Raw genomic sequence first — 20,783 nt, 5'->3', positions numbered from 1 at the left:
GGGAGGGGGTGGGCTAGAGGACACTGGGCCTCCCGAAAGGATCTGGAGACCACCAGCGTATCCGCGCCGCACCCCCGAGTCACTGCCCTCAGCGCGCCGTGGTGGTCACCGTGATCTCCTCGACGTTCGGCAGCGCCCGGCCCAGGCGCTCCGCAGCATCGCGGCGCACGACGTCGGCACTCGCCACCGTGGTCGCCGCGGCCACCCGGACCTGGGCCGAGCCGTGGAGCCGATGGCCGATCCACCGCAGCTGCACGCGGTCGACGGCGAGGACGCCGGGCGTGTGCCCGAGCGCGTGCTCGGCGCGGTGCACCAGAGCGGGCTCGACGCCGTCGAGCAGCCGCCGCCCGAGGCTCTTGACGGTGCCCCACAGCAGCACGAAGATCGCGGCGCTGATGGCCAGGCCCACGATCGGGTCGGCGAGCGGGAAGCCCAGCATGACGCCTGCCGCGCCGAGCACGACGGCGAGCGAGGTGAACCCGTCCGTGCGGGCGTGCACGCCGTCCGCCACGAGGGCCGCCGAGCCGATGCGACGCCCCACGCTGATCCGGTACATGGCCACCGCCTCGTTGCCCGCGAAGCCGATCACTCCGGCGGCCATGACCCACCACAGGTTCGCCAGCGGCTGGGGGTGGAGGAGGCGGTCGATCGACTGCCATGCCGCCACGATTGCGGACAGCGCGACGACGACGATGATGAACAGGCCGGCGAGGTCCTCGGCCTTGCCGAGGCCGTAGGTGTACCTGCTGGTCGCGGGACGGCGGGCCAGGAGGAACGCCACCCAGAGGGGCAGCGCCGTCAGTGCGTCCGAGAAGTTGTGGACCGTGTCCGCGAGCAGGGCCACGGACCCGCTGACGAGGACGACCGCGAACTGCAGCACGGTCGTGGCCAGGAGCGCGACGAGGCTGATCTTGAGCGCCCGCACGCCCTCGGTGCTGGCCTCGAGCGCGTCGTCGATCGAATCGGACGAGTCGTGGGTGTGCGGGACGAAGAACTCCTTGAGCGCACCCAGGACGCCGTGGCCGTGGTCATGATCGTGCCCCGCGTGCCCGTGGTGGTGGTCCTCATGGTGGTGGCCGTCGTGCGCGTGGTGATGGCCGCCGTCGTGCGTGTGGGCGTGGGTGTGCTCGTGCTGCGCGCTCATGCGCCGGCCTTCTCTCCGTGGTGGTGGCGGGGGTTGGCCTCGAGGGCGTGCTCGGCCTGGAAGATCGCGTCGGTGACGAGCTTGCTCGCGTGCTCGTTCTCGAGGCGGTAGAAGACGCGGGTACCCATCTGGCGCGTGGCGACGATCCGGGCGAGGCGCATCTTGGCGAGGTGCTGTGAGACGGCGGCGGGGGACTTGCCGACGGCCTCGGCGAGATCGTTGACGCTGTGCTCGCCCTCGCGCAGGGCGAGGATGATGCGGATGCGCGTCGCGTCAGCGAGCATCGAGAAGACCTCGACGGCAAGCTCGACGTAGCCGCTGTCCACGTCCAATCCGCACATCTTCTTATCTGCATTCATGCGCAGATTATCCCACGCCAGCGGCGCGGGCCTCCACCTCGCTGGCGCGTGCAGGGTCAGGCGCCGAGGGCTCCCCGGATCGTCGACACGAGGGACGCGAAGCGCGGGTTCGCGGCGAGGTCCTCGATGAGGATGGCTTCGCCGTCGTGGCCTGTGAGGGGGACCCGCCAGTTCGGGTGCTCGAGGTGGGTGCCGGGCTGGTTCTGGGTGCGCCGGTCGCCGACGGCGTCCACGAGTGCTACGCCGAGGAGGGCCGACGGCGTCAGGGTGGTGAGCGTGTAGAGCGCCTCGATGGTCCGCTGCTCGTCCGCGCTGCTGCCGGCCTCCGGCAGGAGGCCCCGCTCGCGCAGGAGCGCCATCATGCCCTCGAGCTCGCCGGCCGCTGCCGCGAGCTCGTCCTCCAGGGGCCGCTCGAGCAGGCCGAGCGACTCGCGCAGCCGCACATGCTCGCCCGCGAGGTAGCCGGCCGTGGGCGGGAGGTCGTGGGTGTTGACGCTGGTCAGGCACTGCTGCCGGTACCGCTCGGGCTCGAGGGGGCGTCCCTCGGCGTCGTTCTCGAACCACAGGATCGAGGTGCCGAAGATGCCCCGCTCGGCGAGGTAGTCGCGCACCCACGGCTCGAAGACGCCCAGGTCCTCGCCGATCACGACGGCGCCCGCCCGCTGGGCTTCGAGTGCGAGGATGCCCACGAGGGCCTCATGGTCGTAGTAGACGTACGTGCCGTCACCGGGGGAGCCGCCCCCGGGGATCCACCACAGGCGGAAGAGCCCGAGGATGTGGTCCACGCGGACCCCGCCCGCATGGCGGAGGATCGTGCGCAGCATGTCGCGGTACGGCGCGTAGCCCGACTCTGCGAGGCGCCCCGGGTGCCACGGGGGCTGACTCCAGTCCTGGCCCTGCTGGTTGAACACGTCCGGCGGCGCCCCCACCGAGACGCCCTCTGCGAGCGTCCCGGACAGGGTCCAGGCGTCGGCGCCGTCCGGGCGCACGCCCACGGCGAGGTCGTGGATCAGTCCGAGGTCCATGCCGCAGTCCTGCGCCGTCCGCTGGGCTGCCTCGAGCTGCTCGTCGCAGAGCCACTGGAGCCAGCGGTAGAAGTCCACCCGGTCCGCAAGCTGCTCCCTGAGGCGGTCGGCCTCGGCGCTCCCGGGCGCCGGCCAGCTCGGCGCGGCGTCGTGCGCCTGGGGCGCGGCAGCGAGGGCGCTCCAGAGCGCGAAGTCGTCCAGGCCCGGGCCCGCGCCGTCGCGGAACCGCCGGTAGGCCTGCTCGCGGGCAGGGCTGCGCGGAACATGCCACACGAGCTCGAGCGCCGCCAGCTTCGCCGCGAAGGTGGCGTCTCGGTCGAGGAGCCCCGAGGAGGAATTGGCCGCCGCGCGCTCGCGCGCGAGCTCTTCGACGTGGGCCCGGTCCTCCGGATTGAGGTAGCCGTACTCGGGGATGTCCTCGATCCGGAGGTAGAGCGGGTTGACGAAGCGGCGGGTCGTCGGGAGGTAGGGGGAATCCTGGATTGGGGGCACCGGCTCCGCGGCGTGGAGCGGGTTCACGAGGACGAAGCCTGCCCCCTCCGCGCCTGCGACCGCGGCGAGGTCGGCGAGGTCCCCGAAGTCGCCGATGCCCCACGAGCGGCGCGACCTAACAGAGTACAGCTGCGCCATGAGGCCCCAGCGGCGTCCCTCGGCCAGCTGCTGGGTGGTCGAGAGCTGCCTCGGCGTGACCACGAGGGCCGACGACGCGGTCCGCCCGTCCGTGTCCGCGTGGAGGGTGTGCCAGCCCAGGGGGAGGTCGGACGGCAGGAGGAAGACGGCGCGGCCGGTCAGCACGCCGTCGACCGCGCGCGGCTCCTCCCAGTCGTCGACCTGCCGCACGGTGTACGAGGTGCCGTCCTCAGCGGTTACCCAGACCGACACGGAGCTGCCGTGCGGCACGTGGACCTGGACGGGGGCCTCGTGGCCCTGACGGGTGACCACCACCGGGGGGAGGAGCCGGCGCCACGGCTCGAGGTCGACATCGTCCAGCGCCGCGAGCATTTCGTCAGTGGAGCCGACCGGCACTCCCAAAGCGCCCAGAACCGCCCGGAGGGTCGCGTCGGAGACAGGATGCTCGGCCCCGTCCCATCCCCAGAACGATGTCGCCACCCTGTGCCGTCCGGCCAGCTCGCGCAGGAGCCCCTCTGCATCCGCCATGGCTCCACCCTATGCGGGACGGGGGGCTGGTCAACCGCCATGGCCCGGCGATCCGCACCCGAGCCCTGCGCGCGGGCCGCGCGTCACCCCACGGCGAAGACGTGCACGACAACCCGGTCCGGGTAGCGTTCGCCCGTACCGACGAACATCGTGCGGTTCACCCAGTCCCACTCGGGTGCGGAGGTCCGCAGCCGCGGCGTGCAGCGGAAATAGATCTCCTGCGGGTCTACCGCCTCGCCGCGGGCGATCCGGCCCAGGGCGTCGGCGGAGCCTGCCCGGATGGCGGCGTTGTCCACCGAGACGATCGCGCCGTCGTCGAGCTCGAGGGCGTAGCGGGCGTCGAGCTGGGACAGCTCCGGGGTGTGCAGGATCTGGAAGTCCGCGCCGCCCGGCAGGACCCGCCCGCTCAGTCGCGGCCCGCAGACCGTCCCGCCCGTGATCGGGATGATCCGGCGGTGCCCCTCGGGTGTCGGCCCGACGTCGATCGGCTCGGCGATGAAGACCGAGAGGGTCCCTGCGTACTGGAGGGCTGGCGCCTGCGGTTCCGGTGCCTGGGGTTCCTGGGTCATGGCTAGGACAGTACTCCGAGGCGGGCCGTGCAGGCTCCCACACCCTGTGGGTGTGGCCGTCGCGCTTGAGCCGTCGAAAACTGCACAATCCGCGGCCTCCCGGGCCCCGTAGTGGGTTCAGCGTGCCCCGAGCTGCGCAGTTTCACGCGATGCCGGGTGCCACGCGGTAGGGCGGTTGCCAAACATACCCCCTAGGGGTATATTGATGATGCTGCCAGCGATGGACGCGGTCCTCCCCGTTACCGCCGATCGCCCCCAGCGACGAACCATCTGCACCCCAGGAGGACGGCGCTGACCATGACAGACCACACCATGCACGATCACGCCGGGCACGACATGACCGCCCAGCTCCACGCCGGCCACGGCGACCCGCACGCGGTCCACACCCACGGCGAGCACGCAGGCCACTCGGTCGCGATGTTCCGCGACCGGTTCTGGCTTACGCTCGGGCTGTCGCTCGTCGTCGTGTACTTCAGCGGGATGTTCTGGCGCCTCTTCGGCGCGACTCCGCCGATGTTCCCCGGGAGCGAGTGGATTGGCCCCGTCCTGGGGACCGTGATCTTCTTCTATGGCGGCCTGCCGTTCCTCAAGGGCGGCCTCAGCGAGGCGAGGACCCGCAAGCCGGGCATGATGCTGCTCATCGCGATGGCCATCACGGTCGCGTTCGCCGCCTCGTGGGCGACGAGCCTGGGGATCGGCGGGTTCGACCTCGACTTCTGGTGGGAGCTCGCCCTCCTCGTCACGATCATGCTCCTGGGCCACTGGCTCGAGATGCGCGCCCTCGGCGCCTCCCGCGGGGCGCTCGAGGCCCTCGCCGCACTCCTGCCCGACGAGGCCGAGCGCGTCAGCGACACGGGCGAGACCGAGACCGTCCCCGCGTCCGAGCTGTCGGTGGGCGACCTTGTCCTCGTGCGCGCCGGTGGCCGGCTCCCCGCGGACGGGCGCATCGAAGAGGGAACCGCCGAGCTGGACGAGTCGATGATCACCGGCGAGTCCAAGACGGTCGCCCGCGGCCCCGGGGACACGGTCGTCGCCGGCACCGTCGCGACCGACACGAGCCTCCGCGTTCGGGTCGAGGCCGTGGGGGAGTCGACGGCGCTCGCCGGCATCCAGCGCATGGTCGCCGACGCCCAGGCCTCCTCCTCGCGCGCCCAGGCGCTCGCCGACCGGGCCGCCGCGTTCCTCTTCTACTTCGCGACAGGCGCCGGCGTCCTCACGTTCATCGCATGGTCCCTCCTCGGCGACCTCCCCACGGCGGTGACGGCCACCGTCACCGTCCTCGTGATCGCCTGCCCCCACGCGCTCGGCCTCGCCATCCCGCTCGTCATCGCCATCTCGACGGAGCGCGCGGCCAAGGGCGGAGTCCTCGTCAAGGACCGCCTCGCCCTCGAGCGCATGCGCACCGTCAAGGCCGTCCTCTTCGACAAGACCGGCACCCTCACCAAGGGCGAGCCGGAGGTCGTCGGCGTCGCGGCCGTCGCGAGCGTCCTTGCCCGTGATGCCCGTGCGGCGCGCGACGGCGGTGCGCACCACGCCGGCGTGCCGGCGGCTGCCCCGGACGGCCCGGCCTGCGAGGACGCGCTCCTGGCGCTTGCCGCGGCCGCCGAGTCGGACAGCGAGCACCCCGTGGCCCGGGCGATCCTCCGCGCGGCCCGCGACCGTGGCCTCCGCGTTCCCGCGGCCACCGGGTTCCAGGCCAGCTCGGGCCGGGGCATCCAGGCGCGCGTCGGCGGCGAGAACGGCGGCGAGCTCGTCCAGGTCGGCGGCCCGGCGATGCTGGCCGAGCTGGGACTCGACACCCCGGCGGAACTGGCCGACGCAGTCGACCGCTGGAAGGCCCGCGGCGCCTCGGTGCTCCACGTGATCCGCGACGGCGGGATCGCGGGGGCGCTCGCGCTCGAGGACTCCGTCCGAGAGGAGTCCCGGACTGCCGTTGCTGCGCTCCAGCAGCGAGGGATCCGCGTCGCGATGATCACGGGCGACGCCCAGCAGGTGGCCGACGCGGTGGCCCGGGACCTCGGCATCGACGAGGTGTTCGCCCAGGTGCTGCCGCAGGACAAGGACCAGAAGGTTGCCGAACTCCAGAAGCGCGGCCTCAGCGTCGCGATGGTCGGGGACGGCGTGAACGACGCGCCCGCCCTGGCCCGGGCCGACGTCGGCATCGCGATCGGCGCCGGCACGGATGTCGCCATCGAGTCCGCGGGCGTGGTGCTCGCCGGCAACGACCCGCGCTCGGTGGTCTCGGTCGTCGAGCTGTCCCGCGCGAGCTACCGCAAGATGTGGCAGAACCTCGTGTGGGCCACGGGCTACAACGTCATCGCCGTGCCGCTCGCGGCCGGAGTGCTGGCGTTCGCGGGGGTCATGCTCTCCCCGGCTGCAGGCGCAGTCCTCATGTCCCTGTCCACGATTGTCGTGGCGCTCAACGCGCAGCTGCTGCGGCGGCTCGACTTGGACCCGGGCCACGTCCGATAGGACCATGATGAGCGTGCATATCGACACAACTCGCGCCGGACATCGGGCACTTGTGCCCGTTCCGCGCGATGCGTGGTGTCGATATGTCCGGTGGCTCCTCGTCCTGGCCCTCGCCCTCGGCGTGCTCGGCATGCACACGGCACCGGGGGCGTCCACGACGCACACCACGACGCCTGCTATGGCGCATGCGGCCCCAGCCCACCATGCCCACGGATCGATCCCGGGAACCGGCCACGCGACGAGCCCAGACATCCTGCTGGCCTCCGACAAGCGATTGGCCGGCTGGGGCCCGGACGAGTGCACGCGGGGCAGCGGCGACGTGCCGGTCCACGCGGCCCACTGCATTCCGGCGCCCGGTGGGGTGCCCCCGGTGCCGCCCGCCGTCGTAGTGCTGGAGCGTTCAGACGCGCTCCCGCAGCCGCCGGCGGCCTCCCTCCCACGTTCGATCCTCCCGCGCGCCCCGGCGCCAGACCTCACCCAGCTCTCGATCAGTCGCACGTGAGCAGGCCTCCGCCTGCCCGCACACCTCTCCACGACTGAAAGAAGACCGATGAACGCCAAGAACTCTGCGCTCCCTGCTGCCCTGCTCGCCGCCACCGTCGCCCTCTCCGGATGCGGCGCCTCCCAGGCGGCTCCCGGCGCGACGTCGGGCGCTTCCCCGATGGACCACAGCGGGCACTCGATGCCCATGGGGACGCCCACCAGCCCGTCATCCCAGGGCGCGTTCAACGCCGCGGACGCCATGTTCGCGCAGATGATGATCCCGCACCACGAGCAGGCCGTCGAGATGAGCGGCATCGTCCTGGCCAAGCCCGGCCTCGACCCCCGGGTCGCCCAGCTCGCAGAGCGGATCAAGGCCGCCCAGGCCCCGGAGATCGCGACCCAGCGCGGCTGGCTCGCCGCATGGAACCAGCCCACTCGCATGGCCGCCGACGCAGGCCACGGCATGGAGGGCATGGTGAGCGACGAGGACCTCGCCGCGCTCAAGGCCGCCGACGCCGGCGACGGGGCCAAGCTCTTCCTCACCCAGATGATCGCCCACCACGAGGGGGCCGTGACGATGGCGAAGTCGGAGCTCAGCACGGGTGCCCACCCGGAGGCGGTGGCGATGGCGCAGTCGATCGTCGACTCCCAGACCACGGAGATCGACCAGATGAAGTCCCTCCTGGGACAGCTGTGAACGCCCGCATGACCCGGACCGGCCTGGCCGTCGCCGCCGCGCTCGCCGGCGCGCTCGCGCTGGCGGGGTGCGCCGCACCCGCAGCGGGCACGACGGCGCCCGCCGCCTCGGGCGCGACGGGATCCTCCCTGCCGGGCGGCCACGTCCATGGCATCGCGGCGACCGGCGACGGCTCGACCGTCCTGATCGGGACCCACCAGGGCGTCTACGACCTCAGCGGCGCTGAGCCCGAGCGCATCAGCGCCGCGGACGACTTCATGGGCTTCGTCGGCGATCCCGCCGGGACGCTCTGGGCCTCGGGCCACCCCGGGCCCGGCTCGTCCGGGCCCAACCCGCTGGGCCTGCTCCGCTCGACCGACGGCGGCCGGACCTGGACCGCCGTCTCCAACGAGGGTGTCTCCGACTTCCACGCTCTCACCGTCACGAAGTCGGGCCTCGTGGGGTTCGACGGCGGGCTCAAGCGCACCCCGACCGGCGAGGCCTGGACCGCAGTCCCGGCCTCCATCCACCCGGCCGTGCTCGCGGGGCACCCTTCCACGGACACCGTCCTCGCCACGACCGAGAAGGGCCTGTTCGCCTCCCTCGACGGCGGGACGACGTGGCTGGCCGTGCCCAGCGCCCCGCTCATCCAGTTCGCGGCGTTCGCGGACGCCCGCCGGGTGGTCGGAGTGGCGCCCGACGGCGCGGTCTACTCGAGCGCGGACGCGGGCGTCTCGTGGACCCGGCTCGGCGACGCGGGGGAGGCGGTCGAGGCGGTCACTGCCGTCGCGGCTCCCGGCCAGCCCGTGCGGGTCCTCGCGGCGACGGATTCCGGGCTGCTGGAGTCCCGCGACGGCGGTGCCACCTTCGCCGCCTACGAGCCGGCGAGGCCGTGATGAACGGACCGCACCCCGAGGGCCGGCACCCGCAGGGCCCGCGCTGGCTGGTCGGGCCGGTCTCCTCCCGTCGCGGCTTCCTCGGGCTCTCGCTTGCGGCCGCCTCGGCGGCCCTGCTCGCCGCGTGCACCTCGCCGTCGCCCTCGGGCGCCACCCGCGTCCTGTCCTCCGACGACGCGGTGCGGGCCGCCGAGGCCGCGCGCCCGTCGTCGGGCCGGACTGTCTCCGCCCGGCTGGACCCAGCGCCGCTCACCGCCACCCTGGACGGGAAGCCGGTCCCCACGTGGGGGTACAACGGGGCGGTCAATGGCCCGCTCCTGCGCGGCTCGGTGGGCGACCGGCTCGAGGTCGCACTGGCCAACGGACTGCCGGAGCCCACGGTGGTCCACTGGCATGGACTCGCCCTCGCCAACGACCAGGACGGCGTCGAGATGCTCACGCAGAAGGAGATCGCCGCGGGCGGAACCTTCGGCTACGGCTTCAGGCTCGCCCACCCCGGCACGTACTGGTACCACTCCCACATGGAGCTCCAGCGCGAGCGCGGCCTCTACGGGCCGCTCGTCGTCGACGACCCGTCCGAGGCCAAGGACTCGGACCACGAGTGGGTCATCCTCCTCGACGACTGGATGGACGGCGTCACCGGCAGCCCGGAGGACGTCCTCAACGAGCTGTCCCAAGGCATGGGCGGCATGATGGGCGGCCGGCCCGGCGGGCAGGGCGGCGGCCCGTACATGGGCATGGGCTCCGTGAGCGACTACCTCGGCGGCGACGCCGGGGACGTCCGCTACCCCCTGCACCTGTTCAACGGCCGCACCCCCTCGGAGCCGGACACGCTGCGGGCCAAGGCCGGGGACCGCGTCCGGCTCAGGATCATCAACGCGGCCGGGGACACGGCCTACCGCGTCGGCGCGCCCGGGGTGAAGCTCACGGTGACCCACACGGACGGGTACCCGGTCGAGCGGACGGAGGCGGACGCCGTCGTGCTCGGCATGGGCGAGCGGATCGACGCCCTCCTCACCGTGCCCGAGGGGTGGACGCCGCTCATGGCGCGGCCGGAGGGCAAGACGGGGCTCGCGCTCGGGCGGATCAGCACCGGGACGGGGAAGGAGCCGGTCCCGGCGGCCCTGCCGTCGCGGCTGACGGGCACGGTGGTCGACGGCGGCCAGCTCGCCGCCGCGCCGGGCGTCCGCCTCGCACAGCGGGCCGCCGACCGCACCCACACGGTCCGGCTCACCGGCTCCATGATGGCCTTCGACTGGGGCCTGAATGGGCGCCGCTTCGACATGGCCAACCCGTACGACGGCGCCCTCGAGGTGCGGCAGGGGGAGCGCGTGCGGATCGACTTCGTCAACGAGTCGATGATGTGGCACCCCATGCACCTGCACGGCCACACCTTCCAGGTCGGGGACGCCGGAGCGCGGAAGGACACGGTGATCGTGCGGCCGGGGCAGACAGTCAGCGTCCTCTTCGACGCCGACAATCCGGGGCAGTGGCTCTACCACTGCCACAACGCCTACCACGCGGCGCGCGGCATGATGGGGGTCCTGAGCTACATGCGGTAAGGGCCAGAGCCGAGCCAGAGCCAGAGCCGGGCTGGGACTTCGGCCCCTTGCCCGGCCCGGCCTCCTCTGGAAGCGTGGGCCCCATGGCCTACACCCTCACCACGCACGTCCCGCTGCCCTACGCCGAGGCGGTCGACGCCGTCAAGGCGGCCCTCGCCGACGAGGGCTTCGGGGTCCTGACGGAGATCGACATCCGCAAGACGTTCACCGCCAAGCTGGGCAATGAGGCGGGAGACTCCGTGGGGGACTACGTGATCCTCGGCGCGTGCAACCCGGACCTCGCCAGCCGCGCCCTGGGCGCCGAACCCGAGATGGGGGCGCTCCTGCCGTGCAACGTCGTGGTGCGCCGCGCCGCCGGCGCCGAGGTGACGACCGTCGAGGCGATCGACCCCCAGACCATGGTGCAGCTCAGTGCGAGCGGGCAGGTCAAGGAGGTCGCGGACGACGCCGGCACGCGCCTGCGCGCCGCGCTTGCCGCGGTCTCGGGGCAGTAGGACGGTAGGGCAGCAGGGCGGTTCGGCGCCGTCAGCTGCGCCGGCGCCGCAGCGCGCTGGCGGCCAGATACGCCCCGAGGCCGCCCGCCGCCCCGATCCCGGTCCGCAGCAGGGGGGCGCGCCAGCCGCGCCAGCGCGTGTCGTTCGTGACGACTTCTCCGACGCCGCGGATGAACGCCGCCGCGATGACGGCGGCCAGCACCTTGTTGCCGATCCGCTCGGCGCGGGCCACGATCGGCTCGAGTTCGGCCGCCCGGAGGTGCACCTCGAACCCGCCGGCATCGAGGACCCGGCTGGCGCTGTCGATGAGGTCCGGCAGGTCCCCGGCGAGGTCCATCGCCGTGAGCCCGGCCGCCTTGAGGCTGCGGGTGATCGCGGCGGGGGAGTACTGCTCGAGCAGGAGCCGGCGCACGTGCGGCTCGAGCACGCGGGAGAGGCGGAACTGGGGGTCGAGTACCCGGCCGAGCCCCTCCGCCATCACGAGCATCTTGATCACCACCGCCGCCTCGGCGGGCATCACGAGGTGGTGGTGGCGGATCACCGCGAGGAGCTTCTGCGCGAGCCTCGCCAGGTTCACGTCGGCGAGGTCCACGCCGTCGTACAGGGAGATGAACACCGCGACGTCGGCGGCGAGCCGCTTGCGGTCCTCCACCGCCCCCGAGCGCGACATCGCCTCGAGGACTCGGGCGAGCCTCCGCGGGTCCTTGCGGGCGAGCGCGATGAGGAGCCGCCCCAGATCGTGGCGGAGCTGGTCGCTGATCTCCCCGACCATGCCGAAGTCGATGATCGCGATGCGGCCGCCGGGCTCCACGAACATGTTCCCCGGGTGCGGGTCGGCGTGGAAGAAGCCGTCCTCGAAGATCATCTGGGCGAGTGCGGCCGCCGAATGGTCTGCGAGGGCGCGCCGGTCGAGCCCCGCGGCGTCGAGCGCCGCGACGTCGTTGATCTTGAGGCCTTCCATGAACTCGAGCGTGAGGATGCGGGAAGTCGTGGTGTCCCAGTAGACCTTCGGGAACCGGAACCGCTCGTCGCCGGCGAAGTTCGTGGCGAACCGCTCCGCGCTGCGGGCCTCCTCGAGGTAGTCGAGCTCGGTCGTGAGGGTCTTGGAGAACTCCTCGACGAGGCCTTCCACGTCGTAGTTGGCCAGGACCGGCCACGCCCGGGTTGCGGTCGCGGTGACGTTGCGCAGGATCTCGAGGTCCTCGCGGATGCGCTCCACCGCGCCGGGCTTGCGGACCTTGACCACCACCCTCGTGCCGTCCGCAAGCCGTGCCTCGTGGACCTGGCCGATCGAGGCGCTCGCGAGGGGCGCGTCGTCGAACGCGGCGAAGGCGGTGTCCGCGTCCATGCCGAGCTCCTCGCGCACGACGGCGTGGATCGCCTCGGCGGGCACGGGCGGCGCGGCGTCCTGCAGCTTGGCGAGCTCGGCCTGGTACGGCTCGGGGACGAGGTCGGGCCGGGTCGAGAGTATCTGCCCGAGCTTCATGAAGGTCGGGCCCAGCTCCTCGAGGGCCCGGCGGACGTGCACGGGGGCGCCGGCGGGGGCGCCCTGGCCCTCCTGCCCTCGCCTCGGGCCCGGAAGCCAGCGCGAGAGGCCGGCCACGGTCAGGACATGGCCGAGGCCGTGCCGGGCGAGGATGTCCGCGATCTCGCGGTACCGCCTGGCGTGACCGCTCCAGGGAACCAGCGCCATGGGACGAGCCTACCGTCCTGCGGGCGCCCTACCCCTTCAGCAGGCCCGCGAGCCCGTCCATCACGGGCCTGCGGCCCGCCTCGATGTGGGCGGCGGCGACTGCCTCGGCGAGCTGGGGCTGGCCGGTCATGATCGCCTCGGCGAGTTCGTCGTGCTCGAGCGCGTTGACCTCGAGGGAACGGTTGACGGCCAGGCCGAAGATCCAGCGGTTGAGCCCATGGAGCGGGCGCATCGAGCGTTCCAGGAGGCCGCTGCCGGCGAGGGCGATGATCTGGTCGTGGAAGCGCGTGTTGAGGTCGGAGGTCAGGTCCGTGTCGCCCGCCTCGAGCGCTTCCTTCGCCTGGCGCAGGGTCTCGAGGAGCCCGCCGGCGTCCTCCCCGGCCGCCACGCGTTCGGCGGCCCGCCTGGCGGCGAAGGACTCGAGGAGCACGCGGAGGTCGAACAGCTCCTCGACGTCCTTGAGCGTCAGCTTCCGCACCACCGCGCCCCGGCGCGGGGCGGTCACGAGGAAGCCGTCCTGCTCGAGGCGGTGGATCGCCTCCCGCACGGGGATACGGGAGACCCCGTACTGGTCCGACAGTTCCCGCTCGCGCAGCCGCTGTCCGGGCGCGGCCCGGCCGGAGATGATCGCGTCGAGGATCTGCTGGTAGACCTTGCCTGCCATCGCCTCGTCCGGCGCCACCGCTGTCACGTTGTCCACTGTCGAAGGGTATCCGGTCCGGGACGCCCTTTTCGGCGGTAATCTGAGACGACCTGTACCGCCCGCACCCACCGGAGGCCCCGTGGCCGTGCCCCACAGCCCCGCCGAACAGAGCCCCGCGGAGCGAAGCCCGACCGGGCGCGCCCCGGCGACCGAGGCGGCCTTCGCCGAGCCGACCGCCCCTGCGCGGCCGCGCTGGATCCTCGGCGTCGTCCTCGTCAACATCGGCATCAACGTTGCCTTCTTCGGTCCCCTCCAGGTGCTCCTGGCCCAGCAGGCCGCGGCCTTCGCGCCCGGCCAGAAGGAAGCCGTCCTGGCGCTCGTGACGAGCGCGGGAGCGGCCGTCTCGGTGGTCTGCAACCCCCTCGCGGGGGCCCTCTCCGACCGCACGTCCGGCCGGTTCGGCCGGCGCCGCCCCTGGGTCTTCTTCGGCGCGCTCACGGGAACGCTCGCCCTCGTCGGGCTGTCCGGCGCGCCGAGCGTCGCCGCGATGGCGGCGCTGTGGTGCCTCGTCCAGCTCGGCGCCAACAGCGCCTACGCCGCCATCACGGCCGCCGTGCCGGACCGCGTGCCGGTCACGCAGCGCGGATCGGTGGGGGGCCTGGCCGCCATGGGCATCACGACCGGGATCCTCCTCGGCACCGCGGTGGGGGCGGCGGTCGCGGGGAACTTCTCCCTCGGCTACCTCGTCTGTGGGGCGCTGCTCGCGGTGAGCGTGGTCCACTTCCTGCTCGGCGCGAAGGACGAGCCCCTGCCCCGCGCGGCGCTGGGGCGGTTCTCGCTCGGGAGGTTCGTGGCGGCCTTCTGGATCAGCCCCCGCCGCCACCCCGACTTCGCCTGGGCCTGGTTCACCAAGCTCCTGGTCAACGTGGGCAACCACGTGGTGCTGCTCTACCTGATCTACTTCCTCACGGACGCCGTGCGGATCGAGCAGACCACCGGCATCCCCCCGGCCACCGGGACGCTCATCCTCACCGGCCTGTACTCGGCGATGGTCATCGCGACGAGCATCCTGGGAGGCAAGGTCAGCGACCGCATCGGCAGGCGCAAGCCCCTCGTCATCGGCTCGTCCGCCGTCATGGCCGTCGCCTCGCTCATCCTCGCGCTCGCTCCGACCTGGGCCGGCGCCCTCGTCGGGGCCATCGTGCTGGGCATCGGCTTCGGCGCCTACATGGCGGTGGACTTCGCGCTCGTCACCCAGGTCCTGCCCCACGCCGCCCACCGCGGCAAGGACCTCGGCGTCATCAACATCGCCAACTCGCTGCCGCAGGTCATCGCACCGGCCATCGCCTACCCGTTCCTGGCCTTCCTCGGCGGGTACGTGTCCCTCTACATCGGCGCGGCCGTCATCGGGCTCTTCGGGGCCGTCTTCGTCACCCGGATCCGCTCGGTCGCCTGAGCCGCGCACGACGGCGCGAGGGGCCGCGCGCGCCGGCGCCCGGCCGGCGTCGTGCTCTCCCCGGGATCAGCCGGCGCGGCTGGTGCGGCGGCGGGCGACGATCTCGCAGGCAGCCTTGAGCTGCTTCTCGGCCTCGAGCGGGATGAGCCTGCCCGTCCGCACGGCGGAGACGAGCCCCGAGATGACATGGACGATGCTCCGGCCGCGTTCGGCACCTCCCGCGAGGCGCCCGAGCACCGACCAGGAGAGCTCGTCGACCTCGCCGACGAGTCCCGTCAGCTCGTGGTCCGCCGGGACGATGAGCTCGTCGAGGCACGAGTTCACCGCGGGCTGGGCGAGGCGCATGTGGAAGAGCTCGACGGCGGCACCGGCCAGGAGCCGCGCGCGCTGGGCCTCGGTCCGTGACCCGCTCGCGCGGTCCTCCACGCGGGCGCGGAGCTCGAGGAGCTGGCGCCGGTGCAGGGCCAGGAGGAGGTGGGCGGCCGAGGGGAAATACCGGTGCGCGGTGCCGAAGGCGACACCGGCCTCCTCGGCGACAGCGGTGATGTCGATGTCCGGGTATTCGAGGGTGGCAAACCGTGCTGCGGCGTCCAGGAGCTGCGCGTACCGGGCAGCGAGGCGGGGCGTGGCCGGAGGAGGGGCTGGGGTGACCAGATCCTGGGGCAGTTCGAGCACAGCGCAGCAACCTCTTTTCCCGACGCTTCTGCATCCCATGGCACGCCGCGGCTGGGGTCGTGCGGAGGGACTGTCCAACTATACGCCACGGAGGGTGCGGCGCTACGAAGCCCCGGTCCCTCGGAGTGCCGCCGGGCGGGCAGCCTGCGCGAGCAGGGCGTCGATCCTCGCGGGGGCGTAGAGGGCCTGCATCACGAGGCGGGAGAGGCCTATCGGAATGGGGTGCGAGGCACGGGACGGCCCGATCTCGAGCCCCGCGAGGGCGTCCTCGAAGACCCGCCCGGCGATCTCCTCGCGCACGGCCTGCACGAAGGTGTCGAGCAGGCCCACGACGCCGCCGAGCGCCACCCGCGCGGGATTCACCGTCGCGACCACCGCGGCGAGCACGGACCCCGTCAGGCGCCCCGCCTCGGCGACGGCCGCGAGCACCGCCGGGTCGCCGGCGTCGTGCGCACGGGCGAGGTCCGCGAGCGAGCGGCAGTGCTGGAGTCCCGGCTCGGCCAGCAGGGCCCGCCCCGACGCCGCCGCCGCGAGGCAGCCGGCGCGTCCGCACCGGCAGGTCCGACCCGCCGCCTCGGGGATCCGGACGTGTCCGATGTCGCCCGCCGCGCCGTGGGCGCCACGCACCAGGGCTCCGTCGACGACGATCCCGCACCCGATCCCGGTGCTGACCTTCACGGCCACGAGCCCCTCGTCGGCGGCGCCGGCGTCTCCGACGGCCATGGCCCGGGCATCGTTCTCGAGCACGACGGGGCATCCCAGGGCCTCCTCGAGCCGCGCGAGCGCGCCGGGCAGGTCCCAGTGCCCGAGGACCGAACGGCCGAGTCCTGCGGCGCCGGAGGCCTCGACCGGGGCGGGGAGGCCCAGACCGGTTCCCACGGGCGTCCGGCCGGCGAGGAGCTCCCGGGCTGCGGAGGCGAACAGGTCCATCGCCGCGTCAGAGGGCCCAGCGGCGTCCCACCGGAAGACGGTCGAGGCGAGGACCGCGTGAGCCGGGGTGAGGAGGTGGACGGCGGCGTGGGTCTGGCCTGCGTCGATCGCGACCAGCACCTTCTCCCGGTCGTCGAACCGGATCCTGCGTGCGCGGCGGCCGCCGGTGGAGCGCAGGGGCTCGGCCTCGTAGGCGAGTCTGGCGGCGAAGAGCGCGTCGAGGCGTTCGTACAGGGTGGAGCGGGCCATGCCGGTCAGCTCCAGGAGGGATGCCCTGCTGATCCCCTCCGGTGAGCTGCGGATGAGCGCGAGCAGCTGGCCGGGACTGGCCGCGAGGCCGGGGGCCGCAGCCGGCCGTTCGACGGGCATGCCGGGGTGCACTTCCATCGTCCTCTGTTGACGTGATGCCGATCACACACTTACGATCGACAATCGTACAGAAGTTTCGCTTCGATGTCCTGCCGTTGCTGGGAGGCGCGGACACGGCGGGGGAGGGCTGCGCCCGCGGCAGTACTGGCGGGGACCGGTGTGGCCGGTCATGAACTGGTACCTCGCCACGGCTCTGCGGCGCCACGGGGACGAGGGCCGGTACGCAGCCTGGCGGCAGGCCTCGCTCGACCAGCTCATGGAGGGCCACTTCGGCGAGTACTACGAGCCCTTCACCGGCGAGCCCCTCGGCAGCTGGAACCAGTCCTGGACCGCAGCGGTCGCCCTCGAATGGCTGGACGACGCGGAGCCCGGGGGATGACGCCGCCGGACCTGCCGGTCCGGATCCTCGTGGCCGGGGCAGGCGCCCGCGGCGCCGCGTACGCGAGGCTCGCCACGGCGACCGGGCGCGCCGTCGTCGTCGGCCTCGCCGAGCCCGTCGAGGACAGGCGGGAGGGGCTCGGCGACGAGCTCGGCGTGCCGCCGGCAGCCAGGTTCCCCGACTGGCGGGAGATGCTCAGGCGCGAGCAGTTCGCCGACGCCGTCGTCATCGCCACCCAGGACCGCGACCACTACGAGCCCTTCGTCCTCGCCGCCCGCCGCGGCTACGCCATCCTGCTCGAGAAGCCGATCGCGGTCACCCGCAGGGGATGCCGCGAGCTGGCGTCCGCGGCCCGCGCGCACGGCCTCACGGCGGCGGTCTGCCACGTACTGCGCTACACGCCCGTCACCGCGGCGGTGAAGAGGGCCCTGGACGCGGGGGAGATCGGGCGGGTCGTCTCGGTGCAGCACCTCGAACCGGTGGGCTACTGGCACTTCGCGCACTCGTACGTCCGGGGCAGCTGGCGGCGGGAGGACCTCTCCAGCCCCTTCCTGCTGGCGAAGTGCACGCACGACGTCGACTGGCTCACCTACGTGGTGGGCAGCAGGCCCGTGCGGGTGAGCTCCTTCGGCGCCCTGACCCACTTCCGGCCCGACGAGGCCCCCGACGGCGCAGGGGAGCGGTGCACGGACTGCGCGGTTGAGCCCTCGTGCCCCTACTCGGCCCTGCGGATCTACCGTGCCGGGCGGCCCGAGGCCGGGGCCCCCGACAGCCGGCGCGCCTACTACACCGACATCGTCGACCCCGGGGGCACGCCGGAGTCGCTCCGCCAGGCGCTCGAGAGCGGACCCTACGGCCGCTGCGTCTACCGCTGCGACAACGACGCCGTGGACCACCAGGTGGTCGCCATCGAGTACGAGAACGCCGCGACGGCCACGCTCACCGTCACCGCCTTCACGGAGGCGACCGCGCGGCGGACGAGGATCTTCGGCACCCGCGGCGAGCTGGCGGTCGACGACGGGCGGGTCACCGTCCGCGACTTCCTCACCGACACGACGCGCACCGTCCCCGTGTCCGGGGACGCGTCCGGGGGGCACGGCGGCGGCGACCGCGGCCTCATCGAGGCGTGGGTGGGCTCGCTCGCGGAGGGCCGGGGCGGTGCGATCTCCTCGGACCTGGCGGAGTCGCTCCTGAGCCACGAGGTGGTCTTCGCGGCCGAGGAGGCGCGTCACACGAGGAGCGTCATCGAGGTGTGAGGACTTCCGCCTTGCGGAAGCCACGTCCCGTTCGCCTATGATGGTCGGTATCTCATTCCCCGAGGCCAGCGACCCGCGGACATCCCCGCACACCCCGCAGGCCCCCGGAAGCGCCGAACCCGGCAGGAACCCCGGATCCCCCTCATGGCTGTGCCATGGAACGCGCCCTGCCCGACGAAGCGCACGGTGCACGTTCCAGCGCACGGCCAGCCACGCCGTCGTGCGCCCTGCGGCCCGGCGGCACCGACCCAGGAGACAGTGCCGTGTCCATTCCCACCATTCAGGCCCAGAACAGCCAGCAGAACCAGAACAGCCAGCAGGCCCAGGACAGCCAGCCCGAGGCGAAGCAGCAGCCCATCACGGATGAGGAGATCTTCGCCGCCCACGAGGGCGGGAAGCTCTCGATCGGGGTGGACCGCCCGCTCGCGACGAAGCGGGACCTCTCGATCGCGTACACGCCCGGCGTGGCGCAGGTGTCCCGCGCGATCGCCGCGGACCCGGCCCTGGCCCGGACGCACACGTGGGCCTCGCGGCTGGTCGCGGTCGTCTCCGACGGCACTGCGGTGCTGGGCCTGGGGAACATCGGCGCGGCGGCGTCGCTGCCGGTGATGGAGGGCAAGAGCGCCCTGTTCAAGACCTTCGGCGGGCTGGACTCGATCCCGATCGTCTTGGACACGACGGACGTGGACGAGATCGTCGAGACGATCGTGCGGATCGCGCCCAGCTTCGGCGCGGTGAACCTCGAGGACGTGGCCGCTCCACGCTGCTTCGAGCTCGAGGCGCGCCTCATCGAGGCCCTGGACATGCCGGTGATGCACGACGACCAGCACGGCACGGCCGTCGTGGCCCTCGCGGCCCTGACCAACGCCGCGGCCGTGGTGGGCAAGGAGCTCCCGGACCTGCGCGTCGTGATCGCCGGGGCAGGCGCGGCCGGTATCGCGATCGCCGAGATCCTCCTGGCCACGGGCGTCACCGACGTGGTCCTGCTGGACTCCAAGGGCGCCATCCACGCCGGCCGGCCCGACCTGGCCGAGCCCAGGAACGCGATGAAGGCCGAGTACGCGGGCCGCACCAACCCCCGTGGGGTCGCCGGCGGCGTCGCGCACGCGCTCGAGGGCGCCGACGTGTTCATCGGTGTGTCCTCCTCGAAGGTCCCCGAGGAGGCCGTCGCGGCCATGGCGGAGGGCGCGATCGTGTTCGCCCTGTCCAATCCGGACCCGGAGGTGGCCCCCGAGGTCGCACGCCGGCACGCCGCCGTCGTGGCCACCGGACGCAGCGACTTCCCGAACCAGATCAACAACGTCCTGGCGTTCCCGGGGATCTTCCGCGGCGCCCTGGACGCGGGGGCGCGCCGGATCACCCCGGCGATGAAGCTCGCGGCCGCCCGCGCCATCGCCGAGCTGGCCCAGGACAAGCTCTCCGCCGACTACATCGTCCCCAGCCCCCTCGACCCGCGCGTCGCCCCCGCCGTCACCGAGGCCGTCATTCGCGCCGCCACCAGCTCCGGAGAGTAGCCCCCCACCTCCATCGACTGCTCCGGAAGTGTCGTTCTCACGCGTCAGAAGGACACTTCCGGAGCAGTCGATTCGGGGCCTGCGATTCGGGGCCTGCGATTCGGGGTCTGGGATCCGGGGCCTGGGATCCGCGGTCTGCGAGGATGGCCGGGTGGACACGAGCATTCTGACCGCCGTCCTGGTCGGCCTCGCCCTTGCGGTCTCGGTCGCCGGGGTCATCATCCCCATCCTGCCGGGCAGCATCCTCGGCCTCGTCGCCCTGCTCGCGTGGGCCATCTTCGGGGGCGCCGGGTGGGGCGGGTGGCTCGTTTTCGCGATCGGCGGCGTGCTCTTCGCCTGCGGCATGGCCGCCTCGGCGGTCCTCGCCGGCCGCCGCCTGCGCGAGCGGCAGATCCCCAACCGGTCGGTCGTCGCGGGTGCGGTGCTCGCCGTCGTCGGCATGTTCGTCATCCCGGTCGTGGGGCTCTTCGTCGGCTTCGCCCTGGGGCTCCTGCTGAGCGAATGGGCCCGCACCCGGCACTTCCAGGGCGCCGCGTCGTCGTCGTGGGCGGCGCTGAAGGCGACCGGCCTCGGGATCCTCGTCGAGTTCGGCTTCGCCTGCGCCGCCGCGACCGTCTGGGTCATCGGCATGTGGGTCCACTTCGCGACCCGCTGACACCACCGTTCCGGGTACGCCAGAATCCCGCCCACGCCATGTGATGTCTCGTGAGTTCGTGGACGGTTCATGTCTCAGGTGAGTGTGGACTTTTCGTGTCTCAGGAGTCCGTGGACGGTTGGTCCGGTGCAGGACGCTTGAGGCCGCTGCGCGGGACGAATCTGGTGCCTCGGGGCGGTCGTGGGTGGGAGAGGATCTCGGTGCCTTCCTCGTCGTAGAAGGCGATGGTGCGGTGGTCGTGCAGAACACGGACTTCCTTGCCGGCCCACGCGGCGCCGAGGAGGAAGTGGCAGTTGAAGACCGTGACGACGCCCTTGGGGCGGCTGCCGGTGCGGATGGTGGCCTCGCGCCCGTTCAGGGCGTCGGCGGTGGGCT

The 20,783-nt window shown here is 72.9% G+C and carries 19 protein-coding genes and 1 pseudogene; 11 read left to right on the top strand and 9 right to left on the bottom strand.

Annotation, left to right across the window (positions count from 1 at the left end; all coding sequences use genetic code 11):
* Nucleotides 1-88 precede the first annotated feature (88 nt).
* From CGQ25_RS14845 to CGQ25_RS14830, 4 genes are all read right to left on the bottom strand, one after another.
* Nucleotides 89-1,144: a cation diffusion facilitator family transporter gene (locus tag CGQ25_RS14845; protein WP_208710620.1), complete on the bottom strand. Its 1,056-nt coding sequence runs from the start codon at nt 1,142-1,144 to the stop codon at nt 89-91.
* Complete coding sequence (locus CGQ25_RS14840) at nt 1,141-1,503, bottom strand: metalloregulator ArsR/SmtB family transcription factor (protein WP_208710619.1); 363 nt, start codon at nt 1,501-1,503, stop codon at nt 1,141-1,143. Before CGQ25_RS14840 ends, CGQ25_RS14845 begins: the two co-directional genes overlap by 4 nt.
* Nucleotides 1,504-1,559: 56 nt before the next feature.
* Complete coding sequence (gene malQ, locus CGQ25_RS14835) at nt 1,560-3,686, bottom strand: 4-alpha-glucanotransferase (RefSeq protein WP_208710618.1); 2,127 nt, start codon at nt 3,684-3,686, stop codon at nt 1,560-1,562.
* 83 nt (nt 3,687-3,769) lie between these two features.
* Nucleotides 3,770-4,255, bottom strand: a complete 486-nt coding sequence (locus CGQ25_RS14830; RefSeq protein ID WP_208710617.1) for a DUF3237 domain-containing protein — start codon at nt 4,253-4,255, stop codon at nt 3,770-3,772.
* A 297-nt stretch (nt 4,256-4,552) separates the two neighbouring features.
* Here CGQ25_RS14830 and CGQ25_RS14825 point away from each other — a divergent pair, with 297 nt between their 5' ends.
* From CGQ25_RS14825 to CGQ25_RS14800, 6 genes are all read left to right on the top strand, one after another.
* Nucleotides 4,553-6,727 carry a heavy metal translocating P-type ATPase gene (locus tag CGQ25_RS14825; protein WP_208710616.1) on the top strand — a complete coding sequence of 725 codons (2,175 nt, stop codon included), beginning with the start codon at nt 4,553-4,555 and terminating at the stop codon, nt 6,725-6,727.
* Nucleotides 6,728-6,731: 4 nt separating this feature from the next.
* Nucleotides 6,732-7,229 carry a DUF6153 family protein gene (locus CGQ25_RS14820; protein ID WP_208710615.1) on the top strand — a complete coding sequence of 166 codons (498 nt, stop codon included), beginning with the start codon at nt 6,732-6,734 and terminating at the stop codon, nt 7,227-7,229.
* A gap of 48 nt (nt 7,230-7,277) precedes the next feature.
* Nucleotides 7,278-7,907 (top strand): DUF305 domain-containing protein, encoded by a 630-nt coding sequence (locus tag CGQ25_RS14815; protein ID WP_208710614.1) that lies wholly within the window; start codon nt 7,278-7,280, stop codon nt 7,905-7,907.
* Nucleotides 7,908-7,915: 8 nt separating this feature from the next.
* Nucleotides 7,916-8,782, top strand: a complete 867-nt coding sequence (locus tag CGQ25_RS14810; protein ID WP_208710613.1) for a F510_1955 family glycosylhydrolase — start codon at nt 7,916-7,918, stop codon at nt 8,780-8,782.
* Nucleotides 8,782-10,344 (top strand): multicopper oxidase family protein, encoded by a 1,563-nt coding sequence (locus tag CGQ25_RS14805; protein WP_255405359.1) that lies wholly within the window; start codon nt 8,782-8,784, stop codon nt 10,342-10,344. The genes CGQ25_RS14810 and CGQ25_RS14805 overlap by 1 nt, the downstream gene beginning before the upstream one ends.
* Nucleotides 10,345-10,427: 83 nt before the next feature.
* Nucleotides 10,428-10,838 (top strand): DUF302 domain-containing protein, encoded by a 411-nt coding sequence (locus CGQ25_RS14800; protein WP_208710612.1) that lies wholly within the window; start codon nt 10,428-10,430, stop codon nt 10,836-10,838.
* Between the two features lie 31 nt (nt 10,839-10,869).
* On the opposite strand, the gene CGQ25_RS14795 is transcribed toward CGQ25_RS14800, so the two are convergent.
* A complete protein-coding gene (locus tag CGQ25_RS14795) occupies nt 10,870-12,531 on the bottom strand; it encodes an AarF/ABC1/UbiB kinase family protein (protein ID WP_208710611.1) in 1,662 nt (553 codons plus the stop codon).
* 28 nt (nt 12,532-12,559) lie between these two features.
* Nucleotides 12,560-13,231 (bottom strand): GntR family transcriptional regulator, encoded by a 672-nt coding sequence (locus CGQ25_RS14790; protein WP_208710610.1) that lies wholly within the window; start codon nt 13,229-13,231, stop codon nt 12,560-12,562.
* A gap of 88 nt (nt 13,232-13,319) precedes the next feature.
* Here CGQ25_RS14790 and CGQ25_RS14785 point away from each other — a divergent pair, with 88 nt between their 5' ends.
* A complete protein-coding gene (locus CGQ25_RS14785) occupies nt 13,320-14,630 on the top strand; it encodes an MFS transporter (protein WP_208713111.1) in 1,311 nt (436 codons plus the stop codon).
* 66 nt (nt 14,631-14,696) lie between these two features.
* On the opposite strand, the gene CGQ25_RS14780 is transcribed toward CGQ25_RS14785, so the two are convergent.
* Both CGQ25_RS14780 and CGQ25_RS14775 read right to left on the bottom strand, forming a co-directional pair.
* A complete protein-coding gene (locus tag CGQ25_RS14780; protein WP_208710609.1) occupies nt 14,697-15,305 on the bottom strand; it encodes a TetR/AcrR family transcriptional regulator in 609 nt (202 codons plus the stop codon).
* Nucleotides 15,306-15,407: 102 nt separating this feature from the next.
* Nucleotides 15,408-16,622 carry an ROK family protein gene (locus tag CGQ25_RS14775; RefSeq protein WP_208710608.1) on the bottom strand — a complete coding sequence of 405 codons (1,215 nt, stop codon included), beginning with the start codon at nt 16,620-16,622 and terminating at the stop codon, nt 15,408-15,410.
* A 151-nt stretch (nt 16,623-16,773) separates the two neighbouring features.
* Here CGQ25_RS14775 and CGQ25_RS14770 point away from each other — a divergent pair, with 151 nt between their 5' ends.
* The 4 genes from CGQ25_RS14770 (at nt 16,774) to CGQ25_RS14755 (ending at nt 20,408) form a co-directional block, all read left to right on the top strand.
* On the top strand, nt 16,774-16,983 hold the full coding sequence (locus tag CGQ25_RS14770; protein WP_255405356.1) for a hypothetical protein: 210 nt from the start codon (nt 16,774-16,776) through the stop codon (nt 16,981-16,983).
* On the top strand, nt 16,980-18,239 hold the full coding sequence (locus CGQ25_RS14765; RefSeq protein ID WP_208710607.1) for a Gfo/Idh/MocA family protein: 1,260 nt from the start codon (nt 16,980-16,982) through the stop codon (nt 18,237-18,239). The genes CGQ25_RS14770 and CGQ25_RS14765 overlap by 4 nt, the downstream gene beginning before the upstream one ends.
* Nucleotides 18,240-18,502: 263 nt before the next feature.
* The gene (locus CGQ25_RS14760; protein ID WP_369802233.1) at nt 18,503-19,753 is read left to right on the top strand and encodes an NADP-dependent malic enzyme; all 1,251 of its coding nucleotides are present in this window, start codon (nt 18,503-18,505) and stop codon (nt 19,751-19,753) included.
* Nucleotides 19,754-19,904: 151 nt separating this feature from the next.
* A complete protein-coding gene (locus CGQ25_RS14755) occupies nt 19,905-20,408 on the top strand; it encodes a DUF456 domain-containing protein (protein ID WP_208710605.1) in 504 nt (167 codons plus the stop codon).
* Between the two features lie 100 nt (nt 20,409-20,508).
* Here CGQ25_RS14755 and CGQ25_RS14750 read toward each other — a convergent pair.
* Nucleotides 20,509-20,783: pseudogene (locus CGQ25_RS14750) on the bottom strand (hypothetical protein); the annotation flags it as partial.

It is taken from the genome of Sinomonas sp. R1AF57 (genome assembly GCF_002224485.1).
Taxonomy (GTDB): Bacteria; Actinomycetota; Actinomycetes; order Actinomycetales; family Micrococcaceae; genus Sinomonas; species Sinomonas flava.
The sequence above is the reverse complement of the archived record's forward strand: the minus strand, read 5'-3'. Positions and strand labels throughout refer to the sequence as shown.